14 protein-coding genes, 1 tRNA gene and 2 pseudogenes are annotated in these 13,631 nt (G+C 47.0%); 14 read left to right on the top strand and 3 right to left on the bottom strand.

What is annotated here, in order from left to right:
• Positions 1–154: 154 nt before the first annotated feature.
• The 14 genes and pseudogenes from BA1DRAFT_RS05700 (at position 155) to BA1DRAFT_RS05640 (ending at position 11,587) form a co-directional block, all read left to right on the top strand.
• Positions 155–1,045 (top strand): integrase domain-containing protein, encoded by an 891-nt coding sequence (locus BA1DRAFT_RS05700; protein WP_036776925.1) that lies wholly within the window; start codon positions 155–157, stop codon positions 1,043–1,045.
• A gap of 582 nt (positions 1,046–1,627) precedes the next feature.
• The gene (locus BA1DRAFT_RS05695; RefSeq protein ID WP_051560679.1) at positions 1,628–2,035 is read left to right on the top strand and encodes an antirestriction protein; all 408 of its coding nucleotides are present in this window, start codon (positions 1,628–1,630) and stop codon (positions 2,033–2,035) included.
• Positions 2,036–2,254: 219 nt separating this feature from the next.
• On the top strand, positions 2,255–2,476 hold the full coding sequence (locus BA1DRAFT_RS05690) for a hypothetical protein (RefSeq protein ID WP_036776922.1): 222 nt from the start codon (positions 2,255–2,257) through the stop codon (positions 2,474–2,476).
• A gap of 91 nt (positions 2,477–2,567) precedes the next feature.
• On the top strand, positions 2,568–2,867 hold the full coding sequence (locus tag BA1DRAFT_RS05685) for a hypothetical protein (protein ID WP_235200979.1): 300 nt from the start codon (positions 2,568–2,570) through the stop codon (positions 2,865–2,867).
• Between the two features lie 14 nt (positions 2,868–2,881).
• Positions 2,882–3,163 (top strand): hypothetical protein, encoded by a 282-nt coding sequence (locus BA1DRAFT_RS05680; protein ID WP_235200978.1) that lies wholly within the window; start codon positions 2,882–2,884, stop codon positions 3,161–3,163.
• Between the two features lie 77 nt (positions 3,164–3,240).
• Positions 3,241–3,714, top strand: a complete 474-nt coding sequence (locus BA1DRAFT_RS05675) for a hypothetical protein (RefSeq protein ID WP_011145484.1) — start codon at positions 3,241–3,243, stop codon at positions 3,712–3,714.
• Positions 3,715–3,784: 70 nt separating this feature from the next.
• Entirely contained in the window at positions 3,785–5,755 is a 1,971-nt protein-coding gene (locus BA1DRAFT_RS05670) for an ArdC-like ssDNA-binding domain-containing protein (protein WP_036776915.1), read from the top strand.
• Between the two features lie 99 nt (positions 5,756–5,854).
• A complete protein-coding gene (locus BA1DRAFT_RS23925) occupies positions 5,855–6,418 on the top strand; it encodes a hypothetical protein (protein WP_235200977.1) in 564 nt (187 codons plus the stop codon).
• A 56-nt stretch (positions 6,419–6,474) separates the two neighbouring features.
• Positions 6,475–6,765, top strand: coding sequence for a hypothetical protein (locus tag BA1DRAFT_RS23920; protein ID WP_235200976.1), 291 nt, complete (start codon positions 6,475–6,477; stop codon positions 6,763–6,765).
• 59 nt (positions 6,766–6,824) lie between these two features.
• Complete coding sequence (locus tag BA1DRAFT_RS05660; protein ID WP_235200975.1) at positions 6,825–7,163, top strand: DUF3085 domain-containing protein; 339 nt, start codon at positions 6,825–6,827, stop codon at positions 7,161–7,163.
• 88 nt (positions 7,164–7,251) lie between these two features.
• The gene (locus tag BA1DRAFT_RS05655; RefSeq protein ID WP_036776912.1) at positions 7,252–7,440 is read left to right on the top strand and encodes a hypothetical protein; all 189 of its coding nucleotides are present in this window, start codon (positions 7,252–7,254) and stop codon (positions 7,438–7,440) included.
• 129 nt (positions 7,441–7,569) lie between these two features.
• On the top strand, positions 7,570–8,496 hold the full coding sequence (locus BA1DRAFT_RS05650) for a DUF1281 domain-containing protein (protein WP_036776910.1): 927 nt from the start codon (positions 7,570–7,572) through the stop codon (positions 8,494–8,496).
• A gap of 499 nt (positions 8,497–8,995) precedes the next feature.
• Positions 8,996–10,513 (top strand): annotated as a pseudogene (locus BA1DRAFT_RS05645) (conjugal transfer nickase/helicase domain-containing protein).
• A 78-nt stretch (positions 10,514–10,591) separates the two neighbouring features.
• Positions 10,592–11,587: pseudogene (locus BA1DRAFT_RS05640) on the top strand (tyrosine-type recombinase/integrase).
• A gap of 386 nt (positions 11,588–11,973) precedes the next feature.
• On the opposite strand, the gene BA1DRAFT_RS05635 reads toward BA1DRAFT_RS05640, so the two are convergent.
• From BA1DRAFT_RS05635 to BA1DRAFT_RS05625, 3 genes are all read right to left on the bottom strand, one after another.
• Positions 11,974–12,049: transfer RNA gene (locus BA1DRAFT_RS05635), tRNA-Phe, on the bottom strand.
• A gap of 160 nt (positions 12,050–12,209) precedes the next feature.
• Positions 12,210–13,283 carry a membrane-bound lytic murein transglycosylase MltC gene (gene mltC / locus BA1DRAFT_RS05630; RefSeq protein WP_036776907.1) on the bottom strand — a complete coding sequence of 358 codons (1,074 nt, stop codon included), beginning with the start codon at positions 13,281–13,283 and terminating at the stop codon, positions 12,210–12,212.
• Positions 13,284–13,346: 63 nt separating this feature from the next.
• Positions 13,347–13,619 (bottom strand): oxidative damage protection protein, encoded by a 273-nt coding sequence (locus tag BA1DRAFT_RS05625; protein ID WP_036776906.1) that lies wholly within the window; start codon positions 13,617–13,619, stop codon positions 13,347–13,349.
• Between the last annotated feature and the right edge of the window lie 12 nt (positions 13,620–13,631).

Below are 13,631 nucleotides of genomic sequence, written 5' to 3'. Positions count from 1 at the left end.
CCCCGATGCACAGATATCAGTCGAGCCGCAGGAAGCGCAAATCAAACCGTGCCGTTGGGGTTGAGAGATGACATTCAGAATACCGTTTTGTATTGCTTGCCTCCGTCAGGTTACAAGCGGTGGTGTCGTGTGGGTTAAAAAGGAAATCGTTTGCATGTCAAAGTTGAGTAAACAGTTAGTCACATTGGCCCGTCAGGCTGGCGGCAGTTTTAAAACCGTTTCAGACAGAATGAAAATCGCCAAACGTCTGGCAGAAAGCATGGCGATATTAAATATTCAAATCCGTGATATTAAGAATATGAAAATGAATCATATTGAAAAATATATCGATAGCCGAAAGTCAGAGAATATTTCAAAGCGTACGTTACAAAATGAGATGGCGGCTGTTCGGGCGATATTCGCTATGGCGGGAAGATCTCAATTAGCTAACCCTCATCACGAACGGTTAAGTAATCATGCGCTCGGATTATCTGGCGTCAGCCGGGAGGGGACTAAGATGGCGATTTCGGATGAGCGTTATCACACGACGCTTGTTTTGGTCCGGGGGAAAGATGAAGGGGTCGCTGCGGCTATGCAACTTTCTCGTTATCTGGGACTGCGAACGGAAGAAGCGGTTCAGGCGGCAAAATCATTAAGAACGTGGGAAAAAGCTTTATTGCGTGGGGATGAAAGAGTAAGGGTAGTGTTTGGTACAAAAGGAGGACGTCCCCGTGACACGACGGTGGTTGAGCGGGATAAAGTGATCCAGGCCGTCAGGACGGCAATAAAGTATGCCAATAAAAATCAGGGGCGTTTGATTGATAAACCGAATTTACATTCGGCCATTGATCGTTACCGGAATATCGTCAGGGAAGCGGGGTTAACCGGAAAGTCTTCGCCACACAGTTTGCGTTATGCTTATGCTGTTGAGGCCATAAATTATCATCTGTCGAAAGGATTCAGTCGAAAAGAAGCGGAAGCGATGGTTTCGATGGATTTAGGGCATGGTGACGGGCGAGGGCATTATGTTGCCCGTGTGTATAATAGACAGGGTGGCCATGATTAATCTGTTTTTGGATTTAGCTTGAATAAGAAAAGTATTCTGTTTAGCATAGATTGGCTTATTTGTTGTTTTTGAACAACTGTCAATGTTCTTGCAGTTTGAGAGGAACGCTTTCGGGTGACTGCTCTTAATGTCAGGGGGTCTGAGACTGACGCTTTCGAGTGACCTGTAATGCCACTGTAGCCTGCAAAGTGGCGCCTTTGGGCGGTACACCCGTTTATCCTTTGAAAACGGGTATCACTCATCAGTGATGAAGGTGCAATTTTACTGACCCAGTGGAGGCGTTTAGTTTCCCGATGGGTGACAATCCTCCTCAGTAATCAGGAGGATTGCTAATAGGAAATATAAAATGCGGCTTTGAGACTCACGAGTCTGCCCGTACAAGCGAACCACGTATAGGAAACCTGTTTGACCCCTGTTGACAGCAGTGATGATAATGACTGCGGTGACTGGCGTCATGAGATTTTCTACCTGCCGGATAAGCGGTTAATACCGTGATACCCATTCTGACTACCACCCTGACGGGGAAGACTTTTCCCTGATACAGGGAGAGTGTTCCTCGTTTTTTTCATTCGAGGAAATATTATGCAAACTTTATCGTTATCAACGGAAATATCGGTGAAATCTGTCCGGTTTGAAGAACTGTTTTCGACACAAAGCTGGCTTGAGGCGTTGTTAAAGAAAATGTTTTTTCGCCGGGCCATTCGGTTATGTCCCGGGTATCAGGGCGATTTCTGGGAGGGCCGTGTTTTGTCAAATGGCATTTTTTATGCCGTTCCGACGTTTCAACAACAATACCGTGTGTTTGTTGAGGATAATGGTTTTGAGGGGATCATGTCAGCGGAGGCTTTTGGCATCACGGTGACGCTATTCTCTCTGTATGAACTGGCAGATTTCAGTGAGCAGGACGACGATATTAAAGCCTTTCATGCTTTGTATGGTTATGCTCGTGGGCATTCAGAAGCTGAAAAAATACTCGCGGCTATTGATTAAATATTATCTGCTTATTCGAACTGAATTTTTATTTAACCCAAGTGAGGCGTGTTTCCCGGGTTGGCGATAACAGGGCCAGTTCCCGTATCTTAAAGGCGTCCTGATAAGGATTGACCTGACGGATTTATTCACTTTGTATGATGTTCTTGACGGACATCTTTTTTCACTTCCCGGGGCTTGTCCCCGTCAAGGGCGGGTTTCCGGTAACAGGAGCTGTTAATGCCTGCTTTTCATTCACCTTCTGATCCGATAATCCTGCCGGCTTCAGAGACATTAACCCCGAAACAACAATCCCTCATCCGCGATTTGATCCGTGATGAATGTGACTACCGTGATCGTGACGCACTCTTCAAACTTTTGAGCGTGATAACGCTGCTTAAATTTGCAGGGATCTTAACGCTGGGTGTGTTGTTACTGGTTTTCCGGTTGTTATGGGGATAAAAGGAGACGAACCATGCTAATGATCTTTGTGACAGTGCTTTGGGGCGTGATTCGCTGGATTTCGTTGTCGTTTTACCATGTGCTGTCCTGGTTGTTACGGCGAAGACCGGTGAGGTTACCGGCAGCTCATGCGCGAAGACACACGGTGTATGCCGGTAAATGGCAACTTTCTGATGACGCGAAGTCGTGTGGGAGACCGGTTGTGGTCAGAGATAGACACAGCTACAAACCGGGTGTGGAGTTGCTGTATTTCGGTGAGGAGAGTCCGGAGCCGTTTTATGGCGAGCGGTACCTTATCGACGAAACGGAAGCGGTGGATTCGGCGCAACAGATGCTCACGCGTCTGCTGAGACAGCGTAGTTTGTTGAAAGCTTATGATGAGGCCGCATAATGGTCAATGAGACGTTGACTGCCGTTACCCGGGCGGTGATGCCGGCTGTGGCGATTGAGGAGCCTGTCTGGCTGCGAATGGTAAGTTATCCGTCTGCGCCAGAATATGAAACAGAGCGGTTTCATCAACTGATTTACCAGGCGTTCAAAGCCTGGTCGGCAGCAAAGCCGGGAACGTGTGAGGTGACGTTTGGTTTTTTCTGTTTGCCGCATGACGGCGACATGAAGGCCCCCTTATGGCAAGCGCTGCGGCTTAAACATGAATCTGATCGGTTGCTGATTGCGTTGGACGCCTAATTTTATTGATTACCCTGACGGGGAAACCCGTGAGGGTTAACTCCGTCAGTCATTTTTTTACAACAGGAGTTAACCCTATGAGTACAATGACGACTAAAGAACACATTCGGTCACCGTCCCAGTCCCTGTCCGTGCAGGCGCTGGCTGAGCCGGAAATATTCAAAAAAACCCGTAGCCGGTTTAATCAGTGGTTGCAGGCGCAATTCGACAATCACTATCACACCCTGAGAAATCACGGTTACCGTTGTTTTCTTGCTCGTCATCATCCGACAGAGCTTGAGCGTTACGATGAGGCATGTGAAGCCTTACGGCGTGAGGAATTTCACCGGTTCAGTGAGTTGCAGACGCTGGGGCTGTTCCTGTATCAACAGGTTCAGCTAAAGGAGAAGAAACTCAGGCAGCGTCGTCGTTGGCTGTTGACCGGGATAGCATTGACGTCGCTGGTGACGGGAGTATATTTGATTCTTCATGCTTATGAGGTTGATTTGTCAGCAGTTTATCACGAGCTGACTGCGTTACCGGCCAGAATAGCTCATTATTTCATGCGCTAATTATTTATCTCCAGGGGAGAGACGACTCCCTGTGGAATGGTCTCTTCCTTAATTTTAGACAGGAAAGATGATGACCATTTCTTACCTACCGGACGATATCTGCCGGTTAATAACCCGACGTCTTACAGACAGCCTGGAAAGTGGAGGGGTGCTCTGGCAGCAGCCTTGGCAAGCGGCCAGTGAGTACGGTTTGCCGCAGCATGCGCTGACCGGACAACCGTTTAGCGGTATCAATGTGCTGTTGCTCTGGCAAACTATGTTGCAGCGGCAGCTGATATCTAATCGCTGGTTAACCGGTAATGATTTAAGAGCGTTAGGCGGATGTGTGGTCAAAGGTGAAAAACCGACAACCATCGTCCGTTACCGGCCTTCAATGTCGCTGATGCGTGTGATTAATCTGGAACAATGTGAAGGACTGCCGGCAGAACTCCAACCAGGTTGCCCTTTACCCCCCCGTCCGGCTCCCGGTTTTGCCGCTGTTCAGCAACTGGTGACGGCCAGTGGGATCCCGGTGGTTCATCGGTCAGGCATTGTGCCCGTTTACCGGTCGTTGCATGACCGTATTGAACTGCCTGGCTGTCAGGACTATGCCGAAAGTACACAATACTGGCATGATTTATTGCATCAACTGGTTCATGCCTCTGGCCATCCGTCCCGGTTAAACCGTTTTGGCCTGACAGCCCGAAGTGAGTGGGATGAAAGTCGGGAACAATGGGTGACAGCACTAGGCGCCGCGTTTTTGGCTGCATTGACGGGTGTCCGGGGTAACCTGGTATATCCTGATAATACGATACTCCGGGAACATGCTTTGGGCTCAGATCCGTGGTGGTTATTTCAGGCTGCTAATGATGCCCGCCGTGCAATGGATTATTTGCAAGACCGGCGACAGCAGTTACCAAGCCAGGTGGAATTGTGGCAGCAGATGGCTGCCGTGTTGCTCAGTGAGCACTATGGTCTGCCGCTGAATGACACCATGCTGGAATATGATGAGGTGGTTCAGCGCCATATTGATCAGGGTATCACGCCGCTGATGGCTGTCAGTGCTTTAGCCCGAATATATCACTGGGAACGGCATGACCAGCCAGAAGGCAGGTTGTTCCCGGAAGAGTTGGGGCAGGCCAGCGAGGCACTGGCGTTATTCGCCAGCCAGCCATCGTATCTGAACTATGCTCGGATCCCGGTGACAGAACCCGCTGATACTGGCGAACCGGACAGATCATCACATTCTGAATGGTTGTTGTTACCGCCGGTGGCGTCTGACCGTAGTTATGCGGATGAAGATAATGATCCAATTGACGATAACGTTGTGGAACTGCCATTGGCGGCAACTTACCGGGAACCGAATCCACATAAACAGGCTTTTATCAGACTGTTTAACCAGATTGCACCCCATGAAAACCGCTGGCAGGTGTTCTGTGATTTTGTGCATATGGCCGCCTGTTCATTGTATAACGCGCTGTTGCAAAATGAGGAATTTGAAGCGGACTATATGCAGCGGGTTAAACGTTATTCCCGTGAAGATGCATTCCGGCTGAGTCGTTTGCTGAGTGAAGTTATTATGGGTCTGGAGTATGAGGTCGGTGATTTTCTGGGGTCTATTTTCATGGCGCTGGAATTAGGTAATGACCAGGCCGGTCAGTATCTTACGCCGTTTCCTGTCAGCCATATGATGGCCAGAATGCAGTTCACTGAAGGCTTGACGAAGTTGGGATCCGGAGAGCATGAATATATCACGGTGTCTGACCCGGCTTGTGGTGCCGGCGGGATGATTATTGCGATGCATCAGACCCTGCTGGAAGCGGGGTTTAATCCTCAGCAGCAGATGTTGGCGTTTTGTGTCGATATCGCCCCGGTTGCCGCGATGATGACGTATATCCAACTGTCGTTGCTGGGTATCCCGGCCGTGGTCACGGTAGGCAATTCACTCACTCATGTCATGTCTCAGCAAATGGTGACGCCAATGTACCATTTAGGCTTCTGGCAGTTCAAACGTCAGCGTCAGGAAGCTGAAGATGAAATAGCGATGCGCAAGGCCAGCTGACACATATCTTTAATTCAAGTCACTATTGTGTGGCATCACATTAACCCGATAGGGGATATCCCCTACAGGGGGAACCCCGTCAATCACGAGATTTCCCTTATGTCTTTATTACGTTTTTATATCCGGCATCAATTCGCAGAGCGAATGGGGCTGGAGCTGGATGACGACGCTATTTTCTATCTGTTTCATGAGAGCCAGGGAGATTACGTCAATACCCATATAAAGTTTACCAAAGAGTTACTTTTGCCCATTATGACTCATCTTTTGGACAGTTTGTCTGAGGATCCGGCAAACCGGGCCAGATGCAGAAATAGTGAGCGTATCCTGACGTTATGGATACGGGGAATGGATGCGATATCTCATGTTTATCAGGATCCGATGCTGATGCCTTATACCCATCCGGAAAGCAGTGGTCGTGTGGATGCGCTTATCCGGCCGGATACCGCCGTGTTACTGAATCTGACGGCAGAGCAGTTTTTGCATCTGACGGCGCAGGACAGACTGCCGGAAGATGAGCAAATGGGGCTGGAACAGTTCAGAAAAACACGACAGTACTGGACACGTTTTATGGACTATTTGGATAAGCAGTTGACAGAAACGTGTCAGTATTGTTTTGAACGTTTGGGGCAATTTCTCGTTACTTACAGGTTGAGCCCCGTTTAATACGGCGTTTTTCCTTCGCTATCGGTTACATCGATGTATTAATGGGGCCGCAGGATTTGCACAATATTGAGGCAGAGGAATTTGAGTCAGGGTATCTCGAAGACTATATCGATGCGGTCTCCGATGGATTTATGACACCCGTCCAGTTTCGGGTTGATGTGGTATACAAAAATGATCGTGTGATAGAGAGTTTTCGATCAGATGTAGACATTGAAGATGTTAACAACCCAACAGTCAGAGATTATCGGGATGTGGTGGATGAGGCAATCACCTGGGTAGATGAGCAGTTTGTGCGGAAAACCCGTTCAGTGAACCTGTCTTCACCAGTACAGAGGCTGGCAGCATAACTAAAATTTAACCCATTGGGGGAAATGTTCCCTCAATGGGAACGTTTCTCCTCAGGAGAATGACGATGTTACTTTTTAAGGCTAAAGATCTGAAACCTGTGTTGCGGGAAGCGATAGCCCATCAGTGTGACGTGTTGCTGGTCAAGGATCAGGGCGTTTATATCATGTCTGATATGGGTACGATGCAAAACGGCAGGCATCTTGTCGCTTATGCGTGCGGTTATCATCCAGAGAAGGACGAAGGCTGGTATGAACGTGCCCGGGAGGCGGTGGGCGGAGATGATTTTGCGGAAAAGCTGGGTTTCTCCGTATTGACACTCAACCGGTTACTGAATGACAAATGTGATCTGAAGGTGACGCTGACAGCCACACAAATTATCACACAATTTTACCCCTGATTGCCGGGATGTCGGCAGTCATTTTCACCCTGACGGGCGTTATTTCCCGTCAGGGGATAACGCCCGTTTTTATTTCGGAGCATTATTGATGAAAAAGATTAAGACCAAAACTTACCTAAAAACTGTTCGTAAGCATAAAACTGCCCGTCGCCACGGCAGGCGTTTCCGGCCTGATGTGTACCGGGTGATGACGGGCAGGATTATCGCGGCGTTTGGAAAGAGAAGGCGCTCTGATGTACAGGCCACAAAATTGTGGAGACCGGCTGTCCGGTTATAAATAACTTGAATGGGTCTATCCGAAAGCCGGATAGCCTTTTTTCACATTTCTGAACTTATCACTGGCCTGTGGGGGCATTGCCTTCACAAGGTGTGCCCTTTTTCAGGTAAAAAAAGAGGATTTTTTACTATGTCGAAGTGGTACGCTAATCGTTTGAATATCACTGGCCAACCTGACCAACTGGATGCCCTGCGACAATGGGGATTGGGAGACAAAATTCCCTATTACGGGCAGGCGATCCATCAAAGTATTAAGCTGTTTGTCGCGGGCTGTGCTGGTCTTCTGCAACCGACTAAAACAATAGATTACCCACTTTATCCAGCGCTGGTAGCGAGTGGAGTGGGTGAAATGTCACCGGAAAATTGGGCATTTGAGCAATGGCTGGCCTTGTTAAAAGAGAATGTTGCGCTTGATGAAGTCACTAGCCAACAGATTGACAGGCTATACCAACAAAGTGGTCTGGCCGAGCGAAAATGGGAGACGTTGCTCCCGACAGCGCAGAAAACCATCATGGCTTTATTTAACCAAAAGTCCTGTGACTGGTTCGGTTTGGTTGATTGGAACGGAGAACGTGACACGGAAATGCTGTGGTCTCATCTTGATGATCGGCTGACAGAGACGGTGCCTTGTGACTTGTTTCTGCTGATACCGACCCGTCTTGCGAGTGAAATCAATGGATTTTGTGGCGGATTGTTAAAGGATCATGAGACGACTCGTGAGTTGTATATCCGATTGTACGGTATGGCACAGCCGCGAGGTTATGAAATAGCCTGGAAGCACAATGATGATGGCAGTCTGACCGGACATTTTGACAAAACACCCAGGGAGCTGTGGTATGAAAAAATCATAGTGCCTTTATCCAGGCAATATCACTGCCGTATCACCCATTATTTTAAGGAGGTCTGTGGCTGTTGTGGTTACGACAAATACCGGAATGGGCAGTGGGAAGTGGGTATTATTGATGAACTGGAATTTGGTGAGGAAGATGAGGACGGTACCCGTAAAGTGGTCGGACCGGACTACATTCTCGGCAATGTTTCACATGACGGGTGTTAGTGCACTGACAATGTTATCCCGTAGGGGAATTTCTGTGGTGAATTGACATAAAAAACAGGTTCAGGTTTACCTGAGCGTCTGATAACACTACTGCCGGCGGATATGACGCCGGCGATTTACCCATTGGGGGAATATTCCTCTGAGGGGGAGTGTCCGGTTCTTGGGCCGAACAGGACGGAGATGAGAAATAAATCGATTGAAGTTGTTTTGTTTATCCCTGACACGTTTTGGTCTGAATCGGCAGTGCTTCCCAGATGCACTGGACACATTCTATTTCCCTTAATCCTTTCTTGCATGAGCCGCCATGTGCCTTTTGTACTTATCATGATTGATTCAACGAAATAACCGGATACACGCTTCGTTTACCCGTGACGGAATTGGGAACGTTTGAATCATTGCGTGCAGTTTTCATTGATTAATTTTTATTCCCGGAAAAGAGTTTTGCCTTGTCCCTGCCAGAGGATGTATTAGGGTTTTGGGAAAAAAGAGGAGATTAATCGTGTTGAAAAAAATTAAAATCCTGCTGGCGGGAACCTCCGCAGGAAAAAAGTCACTTCCACAACCCACTTCCATCCCAGAAACGGTCAAAGCAGGCTACTTTTTGCCGTCTGAGTCCAGGCTCTTGCTGGATATTTCCCGGCGACGGCAGTGTTTACAGTGTCTGTGGGACAACAGTGCATTACCTAAAACACACTATCAGGCATTGTGGCTGGCCCCGTTACATGAGTGTGTTGCATTGATGCAACAACTTCCGGCGGCACCGCAGGGGTCTTATGCCCACCTGGGTGGCTTGATAGATGTGACTTTGCAATGTACTGCATTTGCCGTACGTCTGGCAAAAGGGCAGATGTTACCGCCGGGGGTGGCCCCTGAGACGCAGGCAGAACAAAGTGTGATATGGAACACGGTGGTGTTTTACGCTGCGTTATTTCATTTTTTACCTGTTTTGGCCCAGTTTGACGGGGAACTGGATGAAGGCCAACCCTGGTACCCGGGATGGGTTGTGCCGCAGGGGCCGTATCGTTTCCGGTTCAAAACTCCTCCCGTGGAGACGAGGGTTGCCTGTCATTTCGGGGGGGTACTCGCCGGACGATTGCTGCCGGCTAAGGCGTTGACCTGGCTGGCGTCAGTACCTCATGCCTTGCCTGCGCTGTTCTGTATTTTATCCGGTGACATGAAGGAAGATGACGCAATCAATCAGATAATTATAGAAGCTTTGAATAAAGCGGGCGCGCCGACAATATCAGAAAGATTATCTGTCGCGGCGGCATCACCGCAAATGATTGTTTCAGGCAATCCTGATGTTTCTGCTACGCCTTTATCAACAACAATGGACAGTGTTCTGCCTTCTCAGAGACGGCAGGAAGATAACCCGATGACTGAAATTGTTTCATCAGCCGTGAGGCCAGTTGATGAGATCTCTTCTGCCGTCATGACAGTCGCACCGGAGAAAGGGGTACAGTCGGATGGGAGCACGCAACAGCTATTGTCATTAATGGGGATGAATGTCGCGGGCACAGTGACAGAACAGGTTATGGCCAGTGAAGCGGAAATCGTACCGCCATACACATCAGTGCCTTCACAACACGCGGTTCAGGCAACATGGCAGAACAAAAATGCGATTGAGCCCCCCTGTATTGGAGAGCAATTCTGGGATTGGTTGTCCGCTGGATTAAGGCATGGGGTAATGACCATTAATACGCCGCAAGCCCGGATACATCTGGTCAGTGGTTTTGTGTTTGTGAGTGCGCCGGCCATTTTCTTCCAGTTTCTCGGTGAGAAGAAACTGGAAGATGGCAAAGAGGTTAGCCAAAAATGGAAACGGGTACAAACCGCATTTTAGCGGCTGGGACGACATCGAGTCAGTGGTGGAAAGTGTTTTTGTTGTTGTCATCTTTATGATTCGGCTGATCGGACTGGCTCCTATCAACGTATTCATGGCTACTTAATCAAGAACACGTTGCTTTATCGTGGCCGTTCTGTACCAGAGGATAGCCCTTTTCTCATGATTTCATGAGAAAGCATCTTTAATAACAATATGTTATTTTCTGCGCCCCGCAATGGGTTTTTAAATTGATGAAGTGAGGAAGTAGAGATGGACAGTATGACCTGGGATAACCTGCTGGATGAGTATTTCTTTGCCAGAATTTTGCGGCCGGATACGGAGTCAAGTTATCGCAAGGTGGTGAATACCTTCCAGGTGTTTGCAGGTGTGGACAATCGGCCTGCTCAAGTGACCCGACAGCAAGTCCTGGCATGGCGCAGATATGTGTTGCATCAGCGCGGACTGAAAGGTGTGACCTGGAACAGTAAGATTACGCATATGCAGGCGGTGTTTAATTTGGCGATAGAAGAAAAGATACTGCCCCAAACGGAAAACCCATTTAATGGTGTAAAGGTCAATGCGAACAAAAATAAAGCATTGACCAAAAAACAACTGACAGCCTTGTATCTCACGATGGGGCAATTTGAAGAGCGGGAGCGACGGACAGGGGATAGCCATCGTGCTCGCTGTGCATTATATCCGACCTGGTACTGGCTGACGGTACTGGATACATTGCGTTATACCGGGATGCGGCAAAATCAGTTATTACATATCCGGTTGGGGGATATTGACCTGCATGAGCGTCGGATTATTCTTTGCTCCGAGGGGAGTAAGAACCATTATGAACATCAGGTGCCGGTGGTGAAATGGTTGTATCCGCGACTGGAGATTTTGCTGGAGCGTGCTCAGGCTGCTGGGGCAAAATTGAGTGATCCCCTGTTTTGTGTGGGCTATTTTACCGCCAAAACAGACAAAGGAAACTAAACCGACCAATTACAGACGATAAAATCATTCTTTCGGCGCTTATCAAAAGAGTGTGGATTTGATGTGGGTCCACACCGTTTCCGGCATACCCTGGCAACTGAACTGATGAAAGCGCCTGATCGTAATTTGCAAATGGTGCGCGGATTACTGGGCCATCGCAGTATTGCCACAACGATGGAATATATTGATATCAATCTGGATATTGCCGGGCGTGCGTTGGAGCGTGAATTAATGCTGTATATCGATGTTGAACCAGAGAGAGGAGAAATGTTAATCAGATAAAACAAAATATCTTCGCTGTGGCCTGAACCTGTCTTTTTCTACATAAATAATTTCTTGTAGCAAGCAAGATAGGGAATTTTTTTGAACTGATGTAATTTCCCATAATTAACCTTCTTCTGATCAATTAGGAAAGTTGATTAATCAACATACAATATCGTATTAATTAATTCATTAATTTTGGTTTGGATGGTTTGACAGTTGCAATAGAACTTGTAAGTATTGCGCTTGAACGAAAAAAGGACATCTAATTTCTCAGATATCCTAATCCTAGAACCTTTATATTTATATCCAAGTGGCGCAAAACTGATCAATCTACAATTATGCATTCCAGGTTCTGATATCGAACGCCCGTCGAGCTTTCATCTCTCAATCAACGCGCTTTGAATTGGTGCCCGGAGGCGGAATCGAACCACCGACACGAGGATTTTCAATCCTCTGCTCTACCGACTGAGCTATCCGGGCAACGGGGCGCATTAAACCGTATTCGGTAGAGCTCGTCAATAGATTTCTTTGGGAATAGTGATTTGTGCTTTGAAATTATTCGATTAGCCAGAAATATAGGCAAAATAATAACGGAGAGTAGAAAAATTGCTCCCCGTTATTTTCTTAATATTTTAATGTCTTAATGATGATAGACTTTCTGGGCAGTATTGACTTTCATCAGGTAACGACGTGATTCTGCCGATGGATGTTTGGTCGTTAGGGTTTCATAAACATCACCCGGCGCCATTTTATTTATAATTTGAGCCGCTTTTTTCTTATCGCTGGAAAATACCCGTAATACACTACCTGCACCACCATTGTAAGCCGTTATTACCGCGTAACGGCGAGATGTTGCATTAGTGATGTCACCCAGATAACTGTTTTGTAATATCGATAAATATGCTGTGCCGGCATCGATATTATTTTCTGGATCAAATAGATAACTACGGCTTGGTTGCCCTGATTTACCTTTCATCTTAAAGACATCACGGCCAGCAGTATGTTGTACAATTTGCATCAGCCCAAGTGCATCAGAACGGCTGACTGCATAGGGATTGAAACTGGATTCTATTTGCATAATTGCCAAAATTAAGGATTCATCTATGCCATATTTAATGGAAGCTTGACGAATCAGTGGCAGGTATTTATGAGCACGTTTGTCCAAATGGTTTGGAACCAGTTGTATAGTGACAGACCAAATGACATGTAAACCAGATTGGCGTTTTTGTAATTTGTTGGCAATCAGATAATCTGCAAAATGTGTTGCTCGCCATTCCCAACGAATCGGTTGGCCGTTGTTGTCCATAACTTGTCCGTAAAGAAAGGGTTCTTTACTGATCTGAATATCGTTAGTATCAGAATAGAGATCAACGGAACCTGGATCGTCACCCATTAATAAGGTCGTGATAATGGCCTTGCGTAGATAGGTCGTAGGGTCAATTGGGGAAATTGTTTCAATCGTGATCGTTCCAGCTTCAAAATTGATATGGCTGCGAGTTTGGTATTGATCGGTATACTTTACGTAATCTTTTGGGCCTGCAATTAATACTTCATGCAACCCCCAAATGTTCTCAATGTTATGAGCAAACTGGCCCATCAAAATATCAAAACCATTGGTATCTTTTATATATTCTTCACGGTATTCACGATTTTTGTTGCTGGTACAGGAAACAAGAATTGGGGCAATAACAAACAGTACTAACAGTTTTTTCATCTTACATTGCCATCTGGTATTGAATACAACATCAGAGCCGCTGGCTCTGATGAAAGCTAAATATTATTTTTCTGGTGGGGTATATCCATCAATTTGAATATCATGACCTTCGAACAGGAATTTAGCCATTTCCTGTTCAAGCAATTTACGATCTTCCGGGTTCATGGTGTTGAGTTTTTTCTCATTGATCAGCATGGTTTGTTTGCTCATCCATTGTCCCCATGCTTCTTTGGATATTTCATTGAAAATGCGTTTGCCCAATTCGCCCGGATAAAGCTGAAAATCCAGTCCTTCGGCTTCACGTTGTAAGAAAGTACAAAAAACAGTTCTGCTCATAATAAATCCTCA

The sequence above is a fragment of the Photorhabdus aegyptia genome (assembly GCF_000612035.1).
GTDB lineage: Bacteria > Pseudomonadota > Gammaproteobacteria > Enterobacterales > Enterobacteriaceae > Photorhabdus > Photorhabdus akhurstii.
The sequence above is the reverse complement of the archived record's forward strand: the minus strand, read 5'-3'. Positions and strand labels throughout refer to the sequence as shown.